The 22,065-nt window shown below is 52.2% G+C and carries 16 protein-coding genes; 4 read left to right on the forward strand and 12 right to left on the reverse strand.

Annotated features, from left to right (window positions below):
* Positions 1 to 13: 13 nt before the first annotated feature.
* The gene (locus V5T57_RS10900) at positions 14 to 2,059 is read left to right on the forward strand and encodes an AMP-binding protein (protein ID WP_332891245.1); all 2,046 of its coding nucleotides are present in this window, start codon (positions 14 to 16) and stop codon (positions 2,057 to 2,059) included.
* Between the two features lie 233 nt (positions 2,060 to 2,292).
* On the forward strand, positions 2,293 to 5,040 hold the full coding sequence (locus V5T57_RS10905) for an EAL domain-containing protein (RefSeq protein ID WP_332891246.1): 2,748 nt from the start codon (positions 2,293 to 2,295) through the stop codon (positions 5,038 to 5,040).
* A gap of 122 nt (positions 5,041 to 5,162) precedes the next feature.
* Here V5T57_RS10905 and V5T57_RS10910 read toward each other — a convergent pair whose 3' ends face one another.
* A complete protein-coding gene (locus V5T57_RS10910) occupies positions 5,163 to 6,935 on the reverse strand; it encodes a WD40 repeat domain-containing protein (RefSeq protein WP_332891247.1) in 1,773 nt (590 codons plus the stop codon).
* Between the two features lie 189 nt (positions 6,936 to 7,124).
* Between V5T57_RS10910 and V5T57_RS10915 the strand changes: the two genes are divergently transcribed.
* Positions 7,125 to 7,436: a hypothetical protein gene (locus V5T57_RS10915; protein ID WP_332891248.1), complete on the forward strand. Its 312-nt coding sequence runs from the start codon at positions 7,125 to 7,127 to the stop codon at positions 7,434 to 7,436.
* A gap of 12 nt (positions 7,437 to 7,448) precedes the next feature.
* Here V5T57_RS10915 and V5T57_RS10920 read toward each other — a convergent pair whose 3' ends face one another.
* From V5T57_RS10920 to hypD, 10 genes are all read right to left on the reverse strand, one after another.
* On the reverse strand, positions 7,449 to 8,177 hold the full coding sequence (locus V5T57_RS10920; RefSeq protein ID WP_332891249.1) for a 3'-5' exonuclease: 729 nt from the start codon (positions 8,175 to 8,177) through the stop codon (positions 7,449 to 7,451).
* A 357-nt stretch (positions 8,178 to 8,534) separates the two neighbouring features.
* Positions 8,535 to 10,271: a putative bifunctional diguanylate cyclase/phosphodiesterase gene (locus V5T57_RS10925; RefSeq protein WP_332891250.1), complete on the reverse strand. Its 1,737-nt coding sequence runs from the start codon at positions 10,269 to 10,271 to the stop codon at positions 8,535 to 8,537.
* Positions 10,272 to 10,336: 65 nt separating this feature from the next.
* Entirely contained in the window at positions 10,337 to 11,569 is a 1,233-nt protein-coding gene (locus V5T57_RS10930) for a M48 family metallopeptidase (RefSeq protein ID WP_332891251.1), read from the reverse strand.
* Between the two features lie 132 nt (positions 11,570 to 11,701).
* Positions 11,702 to 12,874, reverse strand: coding sequence for a DUF3095 domain-containing protein (locus tag V5T57_RS10935; RefSeq protein ID WP_332891252.1), 1,173 nt, complete (start codon positions 12,872 to 12,874; stop codon positions 11,702 to 11,704).
* Between the two features lie 226 nt (positions 12,875 to 13,100).
* A complete protein-coding gene (locus V5T57_RS10940; RefSeq protein WP_332891253.1) occupies positions 13,101 to 13,607 on the reverse strand; it encodes a hydrogenase maturation protease in 507 nt (168 codons plus the stop codon).
* Complete coding sequence (locus V5T57_RS10945; RefSeq protein ID WP_332891254.1) at positions 13,604 to 14,908, reverse strand: Ni/Fe hydrogenase subunit alpha; 1,305 nt, start codon at positions 14,906 to 14,908, stop codon at positions 13,604 to 13,606. The genes V5T57_RS10940 and V5T57_RS10945 overlap by 4 nt, the downstream gene beginning before the upstream one ends.
* The gene (locus tag V5T57_RS10950; protein ID WP_332891255.1) at positions 14,905 to 15,741 is read right to left on the reverse strand and encodes an NADH-quinone oxidoreductase subunit B family protein; all 837 of its coding nucleotides are present in this window, start codon (positions 15,739 to 15,741) and stop codon (positions 14,905 to 14,907) included. The genes V5T57_RS10945 and V5T57_RS10950 overlap by 4 nt, the downstream gene beginning before the upstream one ends.
* Complete coding sequence (locus tag V5T57_RS10955) at positions 15,725 to 16,594, reverse strand: FAD/NAD(P)-binding protein (protein WP_332891256.1); 870 nt, start codon at positions 16,592 to 16,594, stop codon at positions 15,725 to 15,727. Before V5T57_RS10955 ends, V5T57_RS10950 begins: the two co-directional genes overlap by 17 nt.
* Entirely contained in the window at positions 16,591 to 17,637 is a 1,047-nt protein-coding gene (locus V5T57_RS10960) for a 4Fe-4S dicluster domain-containing protein (protein WP_332891257.1), read from the reverse strand. Before V5T57_RS10960 ends, V5T57_RS10955 begins: the two co-directional genes overlap by 4 nt.
* A 526-nt stretch (positions 17,638 to 18,163) precedes the next feature.
* Positions 18,164 to 19,261, reverse strand: a complete 1,098-nt coding sequence (hypD, locus tag V5T57_RS10965; protein WP_332891258.1) for a hydrogenase formation protein HypD — start codon at positions 19,259 to 19,261, stop codon at positions 18,164 to 18,166.
* A 210-nt stretch (positions 19,262 to 19,471) separates the two neighbouring features.
* Between hypD and V5T57_RS10970 the strand changes: the two genes are divergently transcribed.
* Entirely contained in the window at positions 19,472 to 20,311 is an 840-nt protein-coding gene (locus tag V5T57_RS10970; RefSeq protein ID WP_332891259.1) for a class II glutamine amidotransferase, read from the forward strand.
* A 15-nt stretch (positions 20,312 to 20,326) separates the two neighbouring features.
* Here the strand turns inward: V5T57_RS10970 and V5T57_RS10975 are convergent, their stop codons facing one another.
* Positions 20,327 to 21,886 carry a DUF1963 domain-containing protein gene (locus V5T57_RS10975; RefSeq protein WP_332891260.1) on the reverse strand — a complete coding sequence of 520 codons (1,560 nt, stop codon included), beginning with the start codon at positions 21,884 to 21,886 and terminating at the stop codon, positions 20,327 to 20,329.
* Positions 21,887 to 22,065 lie beyond the last annotated feature (179 nt).

A 22,065-nucleotide genomic window follows, 5' to 3' on the forward strand; every position in this document is an offset into this window, starting at 1 on the left:
CACGGGGCATATTATGAATGTGCATATTTCCGGGTCAAAACCTGAGCAAGGCCCCTGTTTGTTTCTGCTGCATAACGAAACCACACAGCACCCTGCCACATTGTTACAGCACCTGCCCAAGAGCTGTGCGGGTATTCAGTTTACCCATGAAGGGGTTATCCCCTCTTCGGCCAGCTGGCCTGGGCGCAACTGTTTTAGGCTAAACGCCCACAGCAGTAGCCGTTGGGGCTCTTTTTTGACCTTTTTGAACATGGGTGGGCACGCCTTGTGTAACGCCCACAACCAAGCACCAGCCCCAGGCGGGTTTGACCGTCTGGCGCCTGAGGTTGTGGCCCTAGCGGCACAGCTTGACTGCCCCATTCAGCCTGTTGCCCTATTTCAAACCTGGAATGGTCAGAAGATCCTCCATTTTGGCACTCTCTTTACCCCTCAAAGTGAAGGGGAGCCGCTGCATCACCAGCTGGTTGATCAACTGCGCAAAACCCGTTTAGCAGGTACATTAGAGCAACCACCGCACACCATTTGGGGGGCGGCACAGGGCGCCTTAATGCAGAACAAAGGACAGCAGTTCAGTGACAGTACAGGTCTAAAATTGGATGGCCCGACCCTGCTGCGTAACAGCCGTATTTTGGCCACACTGTTGGCTCAAGAAACGCCTAAAGATAGCTGTATTGGCTTGATGCTACCCAGCTCTATTGGCAGCATGGTCACCCTGCTGGCTTTGACAGCAACTGGACGCATACCGGCACTGCTTAACTTTACCGCAGGCCCAAGAGGTATGTTAAGCGCCTGTAAGACAGCTGACATCCAAACCATACTCACCTCACGCGCCTTTGTTAAAAAAGCTGGGTTAGAGAGCACGGTTGAGCCCATGCAGGCCCATGTGCAGATCCTCTTTTTAGAAGATCTTAAGGCCGAGATCACACTTGCTCACAAGCTACGGGGTCTCTCGGCTCACCTCATGTACGACCGCCTGGGTCGATCTGAACCCAAGACCAAAATAGGAACAAATGATCCTGCCGTGGTGCTGTTCACATCGGGCAGTGAAGGTCGGGCCAAGGGGGTGGTTCTGAGCCATGGTAATTTGCTGGCAAATGTTCAGCAAATCGCCCTATCGGTACCGCTTTATCGGCACGACCGCTATCTGAACACGCTCCCCATGTTTCATGCATTTGGTTTAACCGTGGGTACGCTGACCCCGATTTTAACGGGCATGCATCTGCATCAACACCCCTCACCACTGGCTCAGCAGGCCATTTGCCATTTAGGACGCAGCTACCGCCCCACGGTCATGGCAGGCACCGACACCTTTTTGGCCAACTATGTCCGCACGGCCAAAGCGGGAGACTTTAGCAGCATACGCTTTGTCTTTGCTGGCGCTGAACCGGTTCGTAGTACCACCATCGCCCAGTGGCAGACCCGTTTTGGTGTCACCGTTTATCAAGGCTATGGGGCAACCGAGTGCTCTCCTGTTATTTCGGTGAACACACCGGGTGCCAACCGCCCAGAATCGGTTGGTCGACCGGTCGCAGGGATCACCTGCCGCACCCAACCTGTCGAAGGCATTCATCAGGGCGGACGGCTTCAAGTAAAGGGCCCCAATGTTATGATGGGGTACCTGAACGCCAAAAGCCCCGGCCACCCTAAGCACGCCCAAAGACCGCCGATGGATGAAGAGGGGTGGTATGATACAGGGGACATTGTCATCCTCGACAAGCTTGGCGCCATTACCATTGATGGCCGCGCCAAACGCTTTGCCAAGGTTGGGGGAGAGATGGTCTCGCTGGCAGCGGTGGAGCGCTTAGCCACCCGTTTATGGCCCGATCATCAACACGCAGCGATGCGTCTTCCCAGTGAAAAAAAAGGGGAGTGGGTTTTACTGTTTAGTGAAACACCAGCATGTAGCCGAGAGTCCCTGTTAAACCATGCCCAGCAAGAGGGCTCCCCCCTGCTGTTGGTCCCCCGTCGGGTTGTACATGTCGACACGCTACCCATGCTGGCCAACGGCAAGGTAGACCATGCGGCACTGGCACAAATGGCCCACACCCTAAAGGCCTAAGCGCCGACCACACCACCAGCAACCGGGGATTGATTTTTTCTGTGTAAATCAGGTATGCTACTGTGACTTTTTGATAGATTCCTAAAAAAACGAATTTTTATAATCTGTTAAATATAGTCACCACCCAGGACAAGAAGCGGGCATATTGCCCCACGAAAGCGTTGGAGCAGAACAAACGCTTTGGAATACTTGACCATACAACCCTAGAGGCAAATGGATAAGGAAACGGATTAATGGCTACGGACGCCTTGGTCACACTGCGCCAAAAGATCACAGATCTCCTGGCGACAGCGCCCACCGACGCCCATGAACAACAGCAAATCCTCGCGCTATTAGACAAAATGGCGCCTCCGCAAGCCCACACCCCCCATGATTACCACGAACAACTGTTCCTCTATAACCCGGTCAGTCAACTGCTACTGGATGAAACAGGTCTTATCTGTGATTGTAATGAGACCTTTGCCAAAACCATGGGGCATACAAGGCAGGATCTACTCGGTCAAGCCCTACAAGTACTGATTTACGGTGAGGATCAACCTCTTTACCAACAAAACTATGTCACCTTTTTTTCCAAACCGGCCGAGCACCCACTGACCTTACGCTTTAACGGTACGCACCAAGAACGCCCACTCACCATGGAGTTCCGAGCATCTGAGCGCTTACCGGGACAGACATTTAAGCGGATTATCGCCCTTCACGACACCACCGCCCATACCGAGCTGGAACAGGAGCTGGCACTCTCCAATCTCTTTCTCGACGCCATTGTTGAAGCCATACCGACCATGGTGTTTATAAAAGAGGCTAAGGATCTGCGCTTTGCACGCTTCAACAAGGCAGGGGAAGCATTGCTGGGCATCTCCCGCCAAGAGATGATTGGAAAAAATGACTACGACTTTTTCCCGCCCCAAGAGGCCGATTTTTTTGTTCAAAAAGATCGTCATGTCCTCGACAGCGGTGAAACGTTGGAGATTCCAGAAGAGGCCATACAAACCCGCAACGGCCCCCGTTATCTCCACACCTTTAAAAGTGTGATCCATGACAGCGACGGCACCCCAACGCATTTACTCGGGGTCTCTCTGGACATTACCCCGCGTAAAGCACTGGAAAAAGAGCTGGAGTCGGCCAATGATCAGCTCATGCAGATCAACGAAACACTGGAACAGCGCATTCAGAACCGAACACAACAATTGGAGAAGACCAACCAGCAGTTGCAAAGGCAAATTGAGCAACGCCAGCGCATGCAGGATCACCTACAGTTAAGTCATGAGGTTATTCGTAACACCAGTGAAGGGGTGATGATTACCGATACCCACGGCACCATTTTAGAGGTCAATGAGGCTTTCTGCCAGATCACTGGGTATGCCCGTGATGAGGTGCTGGGGCAAAACCCTGCCATGATGAAGTCAGACCGGCATGATGCCAGCTTTTTCACCCAAATGTGGAAAGCCATTACCAGTGATGGCTACTGGAGCGGTGAGGTCTGGGACCGTCGCAAAAATGGAGAGGTCTTCCCTAAATGGCTCACCATCAATAGTGTGCACAACGAAGCGGGTGTGCTCACCCGTTTTGTCTCCATTTTCTCCGACATCAGCCAACGTAAAGCGGATGAAGCCGCACTGGAGAAACTGGCCCGTTTTGATCCACTAACCGACCTGCCCAACCGCACCCTGTTCCAGGACCGTCTACAGCATCAAATGACCCTGGCTAAACGTACAGGGGAACACTTTACATTGATGTTTTTGGATCTGGACCATTTTAAAGATATTAACGACACCATGGGCCATGTGGTGGGAGATCGTCTGCTGCAAGAGGTTGCCCTACGTCTGTCTGACTGTTTGCGTGAAGAGGATACCATTGCCCGTGGTGAGTACCAGATGGGCAGCCATGCCACCATCTCACGCATGGGGGGGGATGAGTTCACCATTATCTTAGTGGACTGCCAGGATAACGATGCCGCTGTTGAGGTCGCCCAGCGTACATTGGAAGCCCTCAGAGCACCCTTCTACTTTGAAGGGTATGAGGTCTTCATCCAATCCTCTATCGGTTTAGCGCTCTACCCCCAAGATGGTACAGAAGCCGAAATATTGCTCAAAAATGCCGACTCTGCCCTGCACCAAGCCAAAGCGGATGGACGCGGCGGGTTCCGCTTCTTCACCTCAGAAATGAACCATAAGGCTCAACGACGCATGGCTTTAGAGAGCCGTATGCGTAGTGCCTTGGATAAAGGTCAGTTCCAGCTCTACTATCAGCCCAAGGTGTGTGGTCAACACGGTACCCTTTTAGGCATGGAGGCCCTTATCCGCTGGCAAGATCCAGAGCATGGTTTGATATCCCCAGGGGATTTCATTCCTCTGGCTGAAGATGTGGGGTTGATCCTACCCATGAGTGATTGGATTTTAAAACAGGCTTGCCAAGAAACCATTAAGCTCATCCAGCAAGGCTGGACAGAGATCCGGGTTGCCGTCAACCTATCGGCCAAGCAGTTCAACAACCCCAAACAGTTGATTGAAGCCATTCAAACCGCACTGGATGAAGCACAACTGGATCCAAAGCATCTTGAGCTGGAGATCACCGAAAGCATGGTGATGGGGAATGTGCAGGATGCGGTTAAAACCATCCACCAACTGCGTGCCATGGGACTATCCATCGCTATGGATGACTTTGGCACAGGCTATTCATCCCTGGCTTATCTTAAACAACTGCCTATTCAGACCCTGAAGATTGACCGCTCCTTTGTAATTCATCTTGAGAAGGAGCAGAGTGATAAAGCCATTGTCTCCACGGTACTGGCCATGGCCGAACATCTTAACCTAAATGTGGTGGCCGAAGGTGTTGAGACCCAAGCCCAAGCTGATTTTTTGAGTGAACAGGGGTGTAAGGAGCTACAAGGCTACTATTTCAGCCGCCCCCAGCCCCTTGAACAGCTGATAGAACAGCTCCAAGAGCCACGGTGGTCAACAGCACCTGGCACCTTGCGCTAAAGCCTCCGACTTAGCACCCTCCCCATAAGATAAAGGGTGCCCAAGCCCAACACGCGCCAGTCTATACTCTATTGAGCACCATCCCCCTACCGGCACGGCACCCCCTCCCCGATCTTATGAGATTAACGGAAGGTGGCTTTAATCTGTGCGGGTCGTAACCGGGTGGCTTTAAAGTTGGAGATGGGGTCAAAGCGCGCCTCTTTACCCTTGCCTGCATTGGTGTGCCACCCCAACAGTCCATCAGCACCAGGAGAGGCCGCATAGTACCCATGGCTGTTCCAGCTAATCCAGGACTGCCCATTACGATGAGGGAACAGCGAGACCACCACTCCGCCCCCCTGCACGCGTAACCAGCGGATCACACCATCCCGACTGGCCACCACCACATAGCGGTTATCCCGAGTTAGATTGATGAACAAGGGAGGCGTATTCAGTTTAGCCTTCCAGAACAGACCCCCATTCGCATGGTGCAGACGCACCCCCCGAGAGGTCATTAAGGCTACCAATGGCACCCGAAGAGAGACGGCATAATCCAGCAGTTTTTCGCCTTCATCCAACGCCAGCTTGGTTTTTCCATCCACAATCAGGGTATCACCAGAACGCTGGACCTTAATCAGAGGACTTTTTCTAGAGGGGCCATGCAACACCAACTCCGGATCAACCTGACGCATGGCTAGATCTGAAAAATCGAAATGCCGGAGTCGCTTACCGCCACTATCTAAGGAAAATTGAACAACCGCCCCATTCGATGACAGCTTCAGGCGATCGCCAAGCCCTCTAAAGTCCGCATGGGGACGTTTTAAAAGAAAGCTGTTAAAGCCATACTCATCCAGCGCCCCAAGTGCAGGGTCTGCGGTGGTATAAGCTAACTTCTCCTTGGCCAATGCAGCCATCGCCATGACCGTATCTGCCCCGACAGGAATATCCAAATACCGGGCTTTTTGTGACCCTTTGGGTACCCCACCACGGGCCCATTTTCGGATAAAGTAGCGCCCCCCAACAGAGGCCGTACCCCCACCATAGAGGTAACGCCCTTTCTGGCTCCAGGTAACCAGATGCATCGCCCCGGTTTTTACATCCGACATATCCGGGGCATATTTAAAGGTCAGGTCCTTACCAGCCAGTACCTGTATCATAGCCCGGTCCCGGTAAGCGACGGCCAGGTAGCGCCCATCCGGGGAAAAGCGCACATCATACGGTTGCCCACCCTCAACAGGGATGACCTGATGACTCAGCTGAAAGTGACGGCTGTAGAGCCGTACCTTGCCATCATACGCACTGGCGACCAACTGACCATTGGGCGCAAACGCCACACGGTTACACGTACCTGCAAAGCTACGGTCCCCACCGAGCAACACCCCATCACTGGTTCGATACACCCGAAATCCGTTTTTCTCGCCCAAAGCCACCGCCAGCATGCTGCCATCTTTATTAAAGGCCAGATGATTAACCTGAGCCGGCAGATCCACAATACGGCGGATCATTTTGCCATCATGCACCGTCATTAAATAGATGCTGATCCGTTTATCCCATGACCACCCTGTCCAACCACTCAGGGCCAATACCCGTCCGTTGGGGGAAAGCGCAGAGGCATAAAGCTTACCGTCGGCCCGATCAAAAGCGATTGGTGGACGGTAAACCTTTAAGAGCTGGCCCTGGTCATTCCACAACCGTGCGGTTTTATCATCCGATGCCGTTAGAAAAAACTGACCATCCTGGGAGGGCCCCAAAGCCCGCACCAGATCGGTGTGCATATACCCTTCAACACGTGCTGTCGTGGTGGTATCAGGCTGTTGTTCAGCACTATTTGCAGAGGCAGAGGGTGGCACAGCAAAGCTGGCCACAGCGACCAAAAGCCACAAAACCGCACCTACTGCGGATGATCCAGGGAACATAACAGGGAACTCTCTATTAACAGGTTATTTCTAAAAGAATAGATACGGCTGCTAGTTGAGTGACCTAAATTCAAGGCTGGTTACAAAGCAAACCTTATGGTTGTTCATTTTTGGTCGATAGCATAATGAAGAAGTCTACAAACGCAATAAAAAGATCGTCTCTATGCGACGGCAGAATAAGAGTTAAGCATGGCCAAGAGAGCCCCAGACCCCCAACAGGATCGCTTAAGTGCTGAACAACTCGAACGTATTGCCTGGATTGCTGAGCAGACCAAACAGGCTCTACTTTCAGGCATGAACGCCATGCAACAGCTGGAACAAGCTGAGCAGGAAAAGTTGGACGCGGGTGAGCCGGAATCTGTAGAGCTGGCACAGATGCGTGACAAACTGGGGCGGCTTATTTTAGCCTGGGATGAAGTACAAAGCCAAATGGACCGCCTGGTCTCTAAACGTAAACCAGACGCCCTACCTGACAAGCTCCAAGCTCTACGCCCCCATTAAGCAGCCGTCACTTTAGGACTCAGAGTTTGGCGTTTTGGGTAGCGGACGCCGTCGCCCCCGCCGGGGTGGTCGTTTGGGTTTAACCGGCTGTAAAATGGCCTTATCCCGCTGCACATCAACCAAAGACATCTCGGCCAACGCGACATAGAGTTCCCGGCTTATCCAGGCATCGGTCGCAGCGTAGGTTATCTGGTAAGGTTGCAGCTGCTCCAAAGCCCAATTGGAACATTGGGCTCGTTTGGAGATACGCACATCAAAAAAAGCCGCCGCCATACTGCGCAATCCCCGATTGGCGATGTCACTATGACGCGCTGTCTCCCCCACATCCACAAAACCACCCGGCTCAAAAGAGAAAATAGCCTGGAGTTGGCGGATATCTTGGCTCAGCCCAACCCCAACCTTATAGATCTCAGGGTCGGCCAACAGTGCGGCCAAAAGGGTATGATCCTGCAGCTGGGTAATTTGAAAAAGGTAGACCACCTTATGCCCCGCCAATTGGATTAACGTGGGGTCATAGCTGGTACCTTTACGGAATGAAGGGCGTGTTTCAGTATCAAAACCCAGCACTTTTTCCTGGCGCAGTGCTTCTATGGCTTGGGGCAGTTCTTCATCCCGACTAATCAGGTGAATGTCGCCATCCCAACGCACCACAGGCAGGCTATTGATACTCTCTTTGTCCCGTTTTTCCGCATAGTGGGATTGCAGTCGTAAAACCGAAGACATGAAAATGTAAACAGACATATGGGCGCAACACCCATGTGGGTGCCACGTCTTCTTAGCAGCATGAACTGGGGTCCATGGAGATCGGTGAGGCTCTATAACCCAAAACAGGGCTTGCTCAACCGATCTCCATGGATCCATCCCTCAATGCCAAAGCCATCAAACGGACGGTAATCTTAACACAGTTGCCATCCAGGGTGTGCGGACAATTCCACCCAAGGCCATCTTTATAGCGTAACCCTCATTTTTTGGTTTACCGCCTAAACCACCTGCTCATACCAACACCCAAAGACACGAAAAAAGGGGGAACCGTATGGCCCCCCCCTTTTTTCTTAATCAACACCCTTCACACACGGGCCTACTGAGTAGGCACGGTGGTTAATCTTCCAATTTACGCCCTTCTTGTAGCAGCGCTGTAAACTCATCCGGTGGCAGCGGCTTACTGAAAAGGAAACCCTGCATCTCATTACACTTGAGCTCTTTCATAATGGAAAGCTGAGCATTGGTCTCCAGCCCTTCCACAATAACCGTCTGCTCCAGACTGTGGGCCATGGCGATAATGGCACTCACAATGGCTTTATCACCACTGCTCTCCAGGTCCGTCACAAAAGAACGGTCAATTTTAAGGGTCTGGAACGGGAACTGACGCAGCTGACTAAGGGAGGAGTAACCGGTACCAAAATCATCAATAGAGAGTTTAACGCCCAGTGCACTGATACGGTTAAGCATATCAATGGCCCGATCGACATCATCCATAATGGCACTCTCGGTGATCTCCAGATCCACCAAAGAGGGGTCTACTTGGTGCTCATCCAACAACTCTTTGACCAGAGCAGCCAGATCCTGACGCTTAAACTGTAGGGCGGAGAGGTTAATCCCCATACGCACAGGCTTTAAGCCCATCTTCTGCCAAGTACCGATCTGCTTCACCGCGGTCCGCATGACCCACTCACCAATGGGTACGATCAAACCCGTCTCTTCGGCCACGGGAATAAATAGCCCAGGAGAGATCAAACCGCGCTCAGAATGCTTCCAACGGATCAAAGCCTCGGCCCCAATAATGGAACCATCATGCAGATCGACTTGCGGTTGGTAGTAGAGAATCAGCTCATCTTTATCAATGGCCTGACGCAGGCTGGTTTCCAGCTCAAAACGTTCACGGGCCGCTTCGGTCATCTCGGATGAGAAGAACTGATAGTTGTTCCAGCCACGTTGGCGGGCATGGTTCAACGCGGTTTCTGCATTTGTCAGCAGCTCACGCGGGGCCTCACCATCCTGCGGGAACAGGGTAATACCCATGGCGGCATTAATCTCTACCGGCTGTCCCAGCACTTCAACAGGTGCCACCAGAGACTCATAAACTTTACGGGCGACCACAGATGAGTTACGCACAGCATCTTTATGACCATTCAGGTCCGAGAGCAGCAGCGCAAAGCTATCTTCACCAATCCGCGCCACCGAGTCTGTGGTACGCAAGCAGTCATCCAGTCGAACCGCTACCTCTTTGATCAATTCATCCGTCGCCGCTTGCCCCAGCGAGTTTTGAATCAGCTTAATACGCTCGGTATCCAACCCCAGGAACATCGCCCCAACACAGTTTTTATGCCGTTTAGCCTGGGAGATAGCTTGCTGCAAACGGTCTTCAAACAGAATACGGCTGGGCAAACCCGTTAGATCATCACGGTTTTCTTCAGGCGAGATCGTAGGCTCTGCCACCAAAGAACTGCCACGTAACTGCGCAATATAGTAGCGAACCTGACCATCGGGGGGCAGTACAGCACTGACTTTTAAATCGACCGTAAGCTGCTTACCATCTCCGATTGATTGGGAGAGGCTACCTTGCCAAAAGCCACTTTGCCACAGCTCTTCACGGATATTTTCTAGTGTTTGCTCACGGAACTCATCTGGCATCAAACGTAAGATATGCTGACCGTTTAGTGAGCCCTGCTTAAGACCAGTCATATTCATAAAGGCTTGATTAGCCTGACGCACCATGCCCCTTGCATCAAGAATCAAAATACCTTCGTGGCTATTTTCCAGCAGGGTACGCATCATCCTTAGACTTTGATCTTTGGATGCTTGTGCTGCTGAATTTTGCTTTTTACTTACAGTCATGAAATCACCATGGATGCCCCAATGTTCCGCACTTTTTTACGACAGCGTGTGACATTATGCACGTTTCAACCAAGTGCACGCAATCGTTCAATCAGGGGTGGGTGCGAATAGTGTAAAGCTACATATCCTGGATGAGGGTTCAAATGGGCTAAATTGTCATTGTGCAGACGCTTTAATGCAGCCCCTAGAACAGCCCCGTTGGTTAACTCTGCCGCATAGTGATCCGCTTCATACTCATGGGTACGAGAGAGCCCGTTAAACGCGACCCCAAGCACCATCTCTACAGGTGTGTAGAGAATACCAAAGAAGACCAAACCACCATAGACAGAAGTCTGTTCTATACCAAACGCCTGAAAAAGTGGAAGTTGCTCGATGGCCAGCCCCATAAGAAACAGCAACAAACCGGTATGCACAATCCCCATGCCCGTACGTTTAAAGACATGGTTCATTTTATAATGGCCAATCTCATGGGCCAGTACCGCTTCCAGCTCCGCGTCATCATGCTTTTCAATCAATGTATCAAACAAGGCGATACGACGCCGTTTACCAAACCCACTAAAAAAGGCGTTACCTTTGGAAGAGCGCTTGGAGCCATCGATTTGATAAATCCCTTGCAGAGGGAACTGGGCCCGTTCAGCCAACTGCTGCAAACGCACCTTAAGCGCACCTTCTGGCAGCGGATCAAAACGGTTAAATAACGGCATAATCCAAGTCGCCGCCACATATTGGATAAACAGGGATACCGCGGTAATCAGTGCCCAGGCATAGAGCCAACCCCAGCCCCCCGCCCATTGAAAAAAGAGCAAGAGCGCTGCTAACAAAGGTCCACCAAGAGCCAGTGCCAACAGGGTGCCTTTAACCCGGTCCATCACAAAGGTCTGCCAATTGGTACGGTTAAACCCGTAGCGATTTTCAATGGAGAAGGTCGCATAGAGATTAAAAGGCAACCCCATCACCGAACTTAACAGCAGCAATGTGCCAATAAAAATCAGCCCGGTCCAAATAGGGTTAAACCCAAACCCTGTGCTCCACTGCTGTAGCCACGCAAAGCCCCCCAGCAACCAAAACAGCACCATGGCCAGCAACTCAACACCCCCAGAGATACGCTCTAACCGATAACGCTCACTATGGTACCGAACCGCCAACTGCTGCTGATCATCATCGCGCATATCCGCCAATGAACGTGGTAGTGGCTGAAACCAGCGCTGATGGTTAAGGTGGGAAAACCAAGCCCCAACCCCATGCGTGATCAAAAGGGCGGCCAAAATCAGCCCCCCCAAAAGTGTCATTGTGATCATGATGTGCTCTACGCCCAAGATCCAGACAGAGGGTCCAGATCAAACCAACGGAATTTATAAAACAGCCTGCCACTATACCATCTAACGCCACAGGTTAGAACCATAGATATGCAGTGAAACAAATAGATAGGTTTAACCTAGCTTCAACTGAGCCTTCAGTGACTTGGCGGCCAAAGCATAGCCACCATCGGCGCCATCCACAAAATGCACATGCCGCCCATGCCTTTGAAAGATAAGGCAGGTCATTAAAGCTCGGTCGGATACATGCAACCCATAGACAAGCCGCCCTTTATCCTGCTCCTGCTGCAGCCAGGCTTCCAGCTTTTTACGCTGCTTGGTGCGCCCCGAAACCACCATGCGCAACATGCCATCAAACTTTTGATAGTCACACCCCTGCACCGTTCGTTGCCGGTATCTCCGCCACGGGCTCTTTAAAAAGGGGTTAAGGTCCATCAACAACACACCCAGGGCATTACTCACCCTGAGCTTCAAGCGGTAAAATTTTTGAGCCCAAAGACTACCCGGAGCAAAGAGTTTGGATTCCTGCTGTAGACGCTGCTTAGAGAAAGAGAGATTCAACCCCGCCAATGAAATGGGGTGGCGCTCGGTCTCCTGCCCATAGGTTTGGTTGATCATATCCAACACCTCCCCATAGTGCAGCATACCGGCTTCCAGCTCAGTCGTGGTCACTTTAACCAGCAGACTAACGGTCTCCCCCTGGGGGCTAGGGATGTCCTGCCAGCGGCACTCCAACCCATCATAGTTGGCCTGCTGGGCGGGCGTTACCTCGGGCAGCCGATAAGGCTTACCCGCCACCGGATCCTTGACCAGATCTTCAGCATAGGCCATACCTCCCCCACGAAAAACCGCTTGATGGTACCCCTCCCCCACCAAAACTTTGGCCAATGCCACCTGCTCCCCTGCCGCAGTGACCTGATGCATAGGGACCACCCCCACCCTGAGCACCAATCCATAAGCTTCCAACACCTTACTGGCGGTTTCAGCCAATACCGAGGAGGCCTGATCCAGCAGATGGGGCGGGATCAAAATAGATGCGCCATCCCCCCCGAAGACAAAGGGCAACTCCTCCTCCCCAGCCAGATTAAGCAAGGCGATAATCGCCATGGCACCAGAGATATTCACCTCTTTATAGCGCCCACCCTCAATGGCCCCTGTAGAGTTTTGTACATCACTGACCGCGATGTGCCAGTCATCGGGCAAGCGCGTAAACCCTTCCCCCTGAGTGATTTGCCGAAAACCCTGTAAAGGAATGAGGTTTTGATAAAAAAGTGCGGTATCCACCATGGTTTTACCTAAAGAGAGAGATCAGGGAAAAACGCTACCATAGCCTGATCACGTCGTGTGAGATAAGCTTTTTCAGCGCAAACAGGGGAAGAAACATCTACGGAAGATAAAGTGAACGCTTGAGTGAACCAAACAAAACTAAATCAGTCCCATTATCAGTACGGCAGGTGTCGTACGATTCCCGATTGCCCCGTCTGCACATGGTCCCCATGACAGGCGGGGCTTTTTATTGGTTGAGCTGTTTTTTACCCATCAGCGCCTGATCCAACCAGCTCAGCAAGCTCTGTGCACCTTTTTCCACAGCCGGGGTTAAACCTTGCCCTATCTCGATGGCATCTACCTCCAGCAACAGCCAATAGAGCGTCACCCCCACCCAACTGCCCGGTGCCCGCTGCTGTTCCAGGGCTAGTGCATCCACAGCAGAGAGCTGATGAGATGACCTAAGTCCCCCCATGGGCTTGACCTGTTCCAAAGTCAAAGCCTGCCAAGCCCCAACCTCCACCTGCCCGGTGCGGGCGGCATCCACCACCAAGAGGGTTTTGGGGTATGGACCATGACTGGAGAGACCCAGCAGATCTGAGCCAAGATCTAAGACCCAGCGGCTTGGGTGGCGTTTGTGCAACTGTGCCACAACCCACGGCCCAACCCCATCATCCCCCATCAATGGATTCCCCAACCCCACCACCCCAACCGGGTGGCGTAAACGGGCTGGGTCCGGTCGGAACAGGGTCATGTGTGCACCGTTAGATCGACCAAATGTGTGGAACAGGAGATACAAGGATCATAGGCACGGGCGATCATCTCCAAGTGTAGGCGTAGCGTCTCTTGCTGTCGCTGGGCTTGGGCCAGCCAATGCCCAACCCCATGGGCGAAGTCCCGCTCGACATGGGCCAGATTTTGTGCTGTCGGTGTAATAATATCCGCTTGGGTCAAAACCCCATCGCCATCCACACCATAAAGGTGATAGAGCGTGCCCCTAGGCACCTCCAGAGCAGACAGACCTGTCTGCTCCCCTTCAAACCCAAGTGCGGTCATGGGCGCCGTCAGTTCAGGACCATCCTGCAGCTGCTCGGTCAACACCACAGCCTCTTCCAGAGCCCAAATCAACTCAATAAACTGGGCGGCATTATTATGCAGTGTCGAGACATCAACAGGGAGTAGAGCATCCCGCAACTTGGCGGCTTCACCTTTTAAACGCTCACCGTTATGCACCACCCGAGCTAAAGCCCCCACCATAAAAGGCTGCTTGGCATAGGTGGACTGTTTGGCTGTAGAGTGACGGACAACCTTTTCATTCACCCGCGCGTAGAACTGCTCTACGGGGATATCAGCATGACCGGTGGCCGCCAGATGGGAACCTTGCAACGCGTAATGGTCGCCATCGGGACGTAATGCCACCAAAATGGGGGGTTGCAATCCCATAGAGGGATTTTCCAACGAGGCGATAAATCCTTGCAGGGAGAGAGCCAGATCCAAAGCATTCTGTACAGAGGCATGCAGAGCCTGCATGGCCTGTTTAGCGGGACGCCGCCCCAAACCACCCACCACAATATTGACGGGGTGGATAGCCCGCCCACCAACCACTTCCTGGATTAAATTACCAACCCGTTTGATCTCTAACCCTTTATGTACCTGCTCGGGAAACCGCGCCGCCATATCAAGGATGGAGGCGTCCCCCAGATAATCCGGTGCCGCCAGCGCAAAGAGATGCAGCGCATGGCTCTCAATAAACTGCCCCAAGTTGAGCAACGCACGGAACTGCGCCACCCCCTGACTAACAGAGATACCCAGCGCATTTTCCAACGCCATCACACTACCAAGCGTATGCCCCGCCGAGCAGATGGAGCAGACACGGCAGACAATACCCGGCGCATCTTTAGCCAGTTTGCCTTTTAAGAGCACCTCATAAAAACGGGCCCCTTCAAAGATCTCCATTTGGCAAGATTGAATACCCGTCTCATCCACCGCAACGGTAATCCCACCATGGCCCTCAACCCGGTACAGATGATCAATGGTAATGGTTTCCCTATTCATGATCTCTCCCCCTCCGGCTTTTGGCCAAGCCCCATATGTTGTGGATCTTGAAAATGGGGGATTAATCGATTCTCCACCCAGGCTGGCGCTGTAAAACGGCGGATCTGTTCAATAACAGCCCCTTTATCCAGCCCATGTTCACTAAACAGTTGTGTGGTTGCCCCATACGCCGGATCTTCTACCGGCCCCCGGCAGCCATAGCAGGGTTGACCAAAGTGAATGCAGCGCGCTTTGCAACCGGCCAGTGTAATAGGCCCACAACAGACCTGTTGTTTGGCCTGCACCAGACATTGGTTTTCTGCAATTCGGCATTCAGAACAGACGGAGGCATCCTGCCGGAACGGCTGCACACCATTAAGGATCGCCGCCATCACGTGGGTAAACTCATCCATCTCAATCGGACAGCCGGTCACCGCGTAATCGACCTCCACAAAGTGGGAGAGCGGCTCGGCTTCACGGGCATCGGGAAAAACCGTACTGTCCCCATACACCTCTTGCTTAAGTTCATGGATCGGTATGGTCCGGGCATTCATGGCAGGCAGCCCGCCCCAGACGGCACAGGTACCAAGGGCCATCAATTTTTTGGAACGTGCCCGCAGTTTTTTTAAGGCTTCCACCTCTTTTTCTGAGCAGATCGAACCTTCAACAATGGCCAGATCCAACGGCTCATCCTCACCACAGGTTTGAGAGCTGGCCATGATAAAGGAGCAAATATCAACACGACCAGCCAAAGCCAACAGCACATCCGTATCATTAAGAATGGCCAACTGATCACCGGCACAACCGGTAAAGGAGAAGATCCCTACCTTTAATCGTTCACTGGCTGGCATCATTGTAGGCCTCCTGTTCCCATGCTTCCCGCAATCCACGCGCCTCCCAGGCACTAAAGACCGGTCCATCCTTACAGCTGTACCGATATCCAATGGTGCAGTGCCCACATTGACCAATGCCACAGGACATACGCCGTTCAAAGGTCATAAAGGTTTTTTGCGGCCAGACCCCTTTTTCCCGCAGCATCTGTGCCGTACCTTTGTACATAACGGGGGGACCACACAGTGCAACGGTGGTCTCAGCGGCATCCAACGTTAGGCTTTCAACCAACTGCCCCACATGACCATGCATGGCGGTAAAGGGCTGGTCTGCCATGGGGTGATCCACAGCAAAATGCAGCTCCAAATGACCTGTCTCACCCAACGCAATCAGCTCTGGGCCAAATAACATTTCATCTTTATGGCGAAAGCCGTAGGCCAACACCACCCGCCGGTAGCGATCTCGCTGGGCCATGACCGCTTGCAAGACACTGCGCAAGGGTGCCATCCCCAAACCACCTGCCACCAACAACAGCTCCTGCCCCACCATACGCTCTAAGGGAAAACCATTTCCATAAGGCCCCCTCAAGCCAAGCTTACTGCCCGTGGGTAGCTCAAACAGACGCTCCGTCAAGCGACCAACCCGCCGAATACATAACTGTAAAATGGGCACGTCAGAAGCAGCATGGCAGATAGAAAACGGGGCTTCACCCGCCCCCAGTACAGAGAGCATGACAAACTGCCCCGGCTTATGGTTCATACCATTCGGGCCAACCCCCCGGCTATCGGCCAGTGCCAGTTGAAACAGGGCAGTATCTTCGGTCAACAGTTCTCGGGAGACCAACATGGCGGTCAGGGGTTGTAGCGGATCATTCATGAGACCACCTCCTCTTCACCACCACAGGCACGGCGCACCTTGGTAAAGACAGAAATCACATCAATACCGGCGGGACAGGCGGTGATACAGCGCCCACAGCCGGTACAACTGGGTTTACCAAAACCATTCACATACCCATGTTCTTTATGATAGTAGCGGTTTTTAACCCGATCGCCCCGATCACGCCGGAAGTGATGGTCCCCTGCCCCACGATCAAAGTCACGGAACAGACAGGAGGACCATTTTCGGCAGCGTTCACCACACTGACCGGACAAATCCATACGGTCTAGCATGTCATAGCAGGTACATGTCGGACAGACCATCGAGCAGGCACCACAAGTAAAGCAGGTTTCACCGATTTTATCCCACACCGCACAATCCTGCTTAACCTCTAAAACCTGAGGAAGGTCCGCCACCGGCATATGCAGGGTAAAAGCCTGACGTCGTTTTTTAAGCAAGGCCAAATAGGCCTGTTGGTTGGCTTGGCTGACGGGTTTAAAAAGCGCCCGCGCCATATGCAGCATGTCATGCCCCGCTTCAGTTCGGACCATGACATAAAATTGTGGCCCCAGATCCCACAAAAACAGATCATACAAGCCATCAACATGTTCTGTACCTTGAGATTGGCAAAAACAGTGTTCATCTGGCATGCAACCCAAGCCAATCAGCCACGCCTGCTGCCGACGGCTATGGTAGGTACGATCTGGGTAGTCACGGCTAAAAAAATGATCCAACACATCTAGCCCATGCAGATCACAGGGGTGCAGACCAAACAGAATCATCGGCGGCAGGTCTGGCTGCTGAGGGTGGTAGCCATCGGCATCAAACCGGTAGAGCACCTCCTCTGCGGGAAAAAAGTATTTCTTAGGGGGCAGCGCGGTGCGTAAGTAGTGCAAAGCCACCGGTTGATCTGTGGCCTCAGCCAGGGGTTTAAAAATAAAATGATCCGGGGCTTCTTCTACAGGAACATGCACACGACGGTGTTTTTCACAGGCAGCAAGAAAGCTCGGGAGATCCTGCCGATCCAACATGAAGGTTTCCATGCCATCCTCCCCTCAACGGCCCCCTGAACCGGGTTTTCTTATCAAATGGGGGCCTAGTTCTATTATCGGCTGGCGGCAGGGGGTAGGTCGAGTAAAATCGGTAAAAATCGAGGGGAATTCATCCAACCTTCACAGCCAGATCATACTGATAAAAGCTTATGATTTTTTTAGAATTTAAGCATATTCCAATAGACCGATATCAGCACCGCGAACAGCCAACTGATCAGGCGATAAAACCCCTCCTCAACCCTGCCTTTATCGCATCTCAATGGGTTGGCTTAAACCATCGGCACAGGTTTACGCCTCGTCTGATCGGTTAAAACCGGATATCGCTCTCACAGGCTGTTCAAGGGAGTTGACGCCATGCGCTGTCTGGCATCTCCCCAGCAAATGCTGGTACTGAGGGTCTTGTTTGCTCAGGGGATGGACAAAAAAAGAGGGCTCTGCACAATAATAGAAGGCCGTCATGGCCCAAAATGTCAAACATCGCTGGATCCCTAGGGCGGGATCCAGCTTTTTAGCGCACCTACACTATCTCGGGGTGCTGGCGCTCCCACATAATTCGACAAGCACCATCGACGGAAGCCATACAGGGCCCAACAGGGCTATCGGGCTGGCAATCCTGAGCATAACGCAGGCAGTCGTGGGGGGCATTTTTACCCATGACAATGGAAGCACACAGGCAGTCATGGGGCATATCGCCGCTTTCAGGCATAAAGGTCGCCAAACTTTTAAAGCGGTTTCTTACATCGCGGTTCTGCCAGGGCTCATGCAAGGCATAACCAGAGTCGGGCACTTTACCGATCCCTCGCCAATGTACACTACTTACATCAAAAACATTATTTAAGCAGGTTAAGGCGTAGGTGTTTCCCTTGGGTTTAATACGATGATGATCCTGAATATCCAACTTGGGCTTGCTCGTCGCCACCTGCCGTACAACAGCATCCAACGACGCCAAAAAACTATCGTCAGAAAAACCACTAATCGAGACAGGCACACCATATTGGGTTACGGCAAAACGCCAGCACTCAGAACCCACAATGGCGGCAACATGGCCTGGGGCAATAATGGCATTAAAGGGACGCTCACCCTGGGTGGATAACATACGATCCACAGCAGGCCAGCTTAACCGTAACGCATTTAAAATGGAGAAATTATCGGGCGCACCACTTAGAAATTGGGCGGCTAAGGGTGCCGATACGGTCTCAAAACCACTGGCAAAAAAGACCACCTCGCGATGCGGGTTCTGTTCCGCCAGCGCGACAGCCTCCTGCGGATTGGCCACCGCCACCACATCTGCACCATCATGACGTACACCATCCAACGTGGCATATCCTGCGGCACCATAGGAGATGGGAACAGATAACATATCCCCAAATGCTGCCAAAATAACCTTTTCACGTACGGCTAAGTGCATGGCTGCACGAATTTCTGCCTCTGGACAGATGCACACAGGGCAGCCAGGACCTGGCATAATACGGACAACATCGCTTAAAGCTTGGTACCAGTCACTCTCAGCCCAAAACCGGGCAAAGCCACCACACAGGTTCATAACCCGAACGGGCTCAGATAGGTTTAGCCGCTTAAGCGCTTGAAGTTTCTGCTCTATAACCGCAGGATCCATACACTTCCCCCTCATATTGTACCCACCAAAAGGAACAAACCTACTCATCTTACCCATTACCTAAAAAAAAGGGGGAAAGTTTCTCTTATGGTTCCATCTTTTTTTTTCGGTTTGTATCTCATCGCAAAAGGGTATAGACAATGGCCTTGCATACCCCATGACAAACGCTTTAGGGTATCTTTCTACACCGGAGCAGGTTGGAGCTTAGGAATGTGTGAACTGTTTGGTATGACCAGCCGATTGGCGGCAACCATAAACTTCTCGTTGGAGGAGTTTGCCCGTCATGGTGGCTTGGACGGCCCCCATAAGGATGGCTGGGGGATTGCCTTTTATGAAGACTATGACGCCCTGATCATGCGCGCGCCGGAACCAGCCTCTGAGAGTAAACTGGTTAAGTATATTGAGAAGAACTCCTTTCAGAGTGATCTTATTCTCTCGCACATTCGCAAAGCCACCCAAGGGGAGATCTGCCTTAAGAACACCCACCCTTTCCGGCGGGAACTGGGCGGACGCTTACACATTTTTGCCCATAATGGTGAGCTACAAAATATTCAGAACCACCCGGATTATCGCCTGGGCATGTTCCGCCCTATTGGCACCACAGACTCAGAGCACGCTTTTTGTCTGTTAATGGAGTGCCTGACCGAACCCTGGATGGACCCTAAAGCCCCCTCCTTAGAGCAACGCCTGGATGTTATTTTAAAGTTCGCCCGCCGTTTAGATCGCTTACACCCTGAAGTTCAAGCTAACTTTCTCTACAGCGATGGTGAATATATGTTTGCCCACGGTCATGTACGCCGTCAAGACAGTGATGGTGTTATCCGTGCGCCTGGTCTTTATACCGTCTGCCGCAGCTGCCACCCCAACGTGAGCAAACGCCCCCGCCCCATTACCGGCATTCGTATGCAAACCGCCCAGCCCGATGGCGAGATGCAGCATGCGGCCTTAATCGCCAGCGTACCATTGACCGATGAAACCTGGGAGCCCCTGGTCCGTGGTGAGGTCGTGGTGATGAAAAATGGCAAGATTATACAACGGGCCCATGCTTAAGCCCCAGATGTGTGGTTAGTGGGAAGCCATCTCTAAACGCGTGCGTGTAAAATTACGGTTTTTTAGATCGGTGGCGCGGATAAAGAGATGCAGGTTACCCACATCTCCAATCATCAAACCCAAACTACGGCTACTATCCAGCTGCAAAAGCAACACCTCATCAGCTTTTCGGGATGAGGGTTGAACATCATAGGGAACACCGAGCATTTGCTGTAAACCTCCACCGTTTGCATCGGCTGCAAAAAGTGGGGCAAGCCGATTCACAAATTGCTTGGGCACACCATATTTCTCAAAATCTTCGGCAAGATACGGCCATATATAGAGAAACAAACTCTGCAGCTCATAGGCCAAACCATTAAACGCAACCTCTGCACTAGAACAGTTAAAATGGTCTCCCATGATAAACCGCCGTTCTTCACCAAAGAGGACCCGACGCAAAGCACGCCTAAAGCGCGCCCCTTTCGTCTTACAGGGTTTTGGTGGTATCAGCTGATGCATCAATTTCTGTTGCTGTGCCCCGCTTAAATCAAAGACATTTTCTGGCAGATCCTTTTTGAGCGCATCCATCTCCGTCAACCAGTCTCTAAAGGCCTGAGCTTGGTGAGCATCCATAGCGGTAAACAGACCATGTTCGATGGTTTGGTTCATCCAATCACGCGCTTTTTCCAAATGGTTGTAGGCTAGGCAGTAGGGCCACCCCACCGTCAACTCTCCTTTGGAAAAATAGCGACTGTTGCAGTTGGGCAGCACCCGTACAAAATCTCTCCATATCTGTTGAGCCAATACACCAGCCACCCCCCACATCCAAGGAAAGCTCTCCGGCAACGGTATGGGCGGGGTCGGGGTTAGGCGTGTAGCAGCCTGCTCCTTTTTGTATTGCGCCGCATAGACCATCCAAGGCGCATACAGAGAGGTAAGGTATAAGCCCTCATCCTCAACGTTGGGCATAAAGCTCTCCAGCGCATGGGAGTGTGCGACCTTGGCCAGCGCTTGCTGTCGAGCAGGCCCATCCCCCTGATCATCTGCATGCAACAGATCGCGCACCTGCTGGTTGATCGTATGGCGCGACACATAGGCTTGGCCGACAAAAGGAGTGCGAGGAAAACGATGCATCTGGGGGATGCGCGGTTGATCATAATCACAGTAATAATGAAACAGGGAATAACTTTCACCCAACAGGGACTCCTCACCCAAAACCGGTATATTGGAGGGAGGATACCGAAGAGGATGTGTCGAAACATCCTCTTCGGTATAACAGACATGGTGGTAGCCCACTGAGTTTTCCCAAAGATCGTCTGTAGCCGCAGAGATAAACACAAAGATCGTGCCTCGTTCGGGCAGTTGCTCTATGGGAATATGCCCCCCCTGGTAGGCTATGGTTCTAGGCAGCTCTGAGCAGGTGATCTGTGCCATAAAGTGCATAGCCTGACCTTGAGTATCCACAGGCCACGGCATGGATGCAGGCAATCTGGGGTATCCCCCAAAGTGGCTGTGACAACACTCGGCCTGCGCACCTAACTGAGGCAGCAAAACAATCGCGGGGAAAAACCATTCAATCTCATCGTGACCAGACATAAAACCACCTATGATTGACTTTTAATAACCTTTTTACGTTATAGCAATAGAGCCATCACTTCTCTAAGCTTTTTATTGTATTTTAATAAACATTCTTACGTCAGGCCACCATCAATCGTCATGAGCCTATCGTGTGTCAAATAATGCGCACAGGACGAGGCTTAAATCGCTGGCTTGCC

Source organism: Magnetococcus sp. PR-3 (assembly GCF_036689865.1).
Lineage (GTDB): Bacteria > Pseudomonadota > Magnetococcia > Magnetococcales > Magnetococcaceae > Magnetococcus.

Bases quoted from the DNA above. Each gene is read 5' to 3' on its own strand.
- V5T57_RS10900 (WP_332891245.1), top strand. From the start codon at position 14: ATGAATGTGCATATTTCCGGGTCAAAACCTGAGCAAGGCCCCTGTTTG.
- V5T57_RS10905 (WP_332891246.1), top strand. From the start codon at position 2,293: ATGGCTACGGACGCCTTGGTCACACTGCGCCAAAAGATCACAGATCTC.
- V5T57_RS10910 (WP_332891247.1), bottom strand. From the start codon at position 6,935: ATGTTCCCTGGATCATCCGCAGTAGGTGCGGTTTTGTGGCTTTTGGTC.
- V5T57_RS10915 (WP_332891248.1), top strand. From the start codon at position 7,125: ATGGCCAAGAGAGCCCCAGACCCCCAACAGGATCGCTTAAGTGCTGAA.
- V5T57_RS10920 (WP_332891249.1), bottom strand. From the start codon at position 8,177: ATGTCTGTTTACATTTTCATGTCTTCGGTTTTACGACTGCAATCCCAC.
- V5T57_RS10925 (WP_332891250.1), bottom strand. From the start codon at position 10,271: ATGACTGTAAGTAAAAAGCAAAATTCAGCAGCACAAGCATCCAAAGAT.
- V5T57_RS10930 (WP_332891251.1), bottom strand. From the start codon at position 11,569: ATGATCACAATGACACTTTTGGGGGGGCTGATTTTGGCCGCCCTTTTG.
- V5T57_RS10935 (WP_332891252.1), bottom strand. From the start codon at position 12,874: ATGGTGGATACCGCACTTTTTTATCAAAACCTCATTCCTTTACAGGGT.
- V5T57_RS10940 (WP_332891253.1), bottom strand. From the start codon at position 13,607: ATGACCCTGTTCCGACCGGACCCAGCCCGTTTACGCCACCCGGTTGGG.
- V5T57_RS10945 (WP_332891254.1), bottom strand. From the start codon at position 14,908: ATGAATAGGGAAACCATTACCATTGATCATCTGTACCGGGTTGAGGGC.
- V5T57_RS10950 (WP_332891255.1), bottom strand. From the start codon at position 15,741: ATGATGCCAGCCAGTGAACGATTAAAGGTAGGGATCTTCTCCTTTACC.
- V5T57_RS10955 (WP_332891256.1), bottom strand. From the start codon at position 16,594: ATGAATGATCCGCTACAACCCCTGACCGCCATGTTGGTCTCCCGAGAA.
- V5T57_RS10960 (WP_332891257.1), bottom strand. From the start codon at position 17,637: ATGGAAACCTTCATGTTGGATCGGCAGGATCTCCCGAGCTTTCTTGCT.
- hypD (WP_332891258.1), bottom strand. From the start codon at position 19,261: ATGGATCCTGCGGTTATAGAGCAGAAACTTCAAGCGCTTAAGCGGCTA.
- V5T57_RS10970 (WP_332891259.1), top strand. From the start codon at position 19,472: ATGTGTGAACTGTTTGGTATGACCAGCCGATTGGCGGCAACCATAAAC.
- V5T57_RS10975 (WP_332891260.1), bottom strand. From the start codon at position 21,886: ATGTCTGGTCACGATGAGATTGAATGGTTTTTCCCCGCGATTGTTTTG.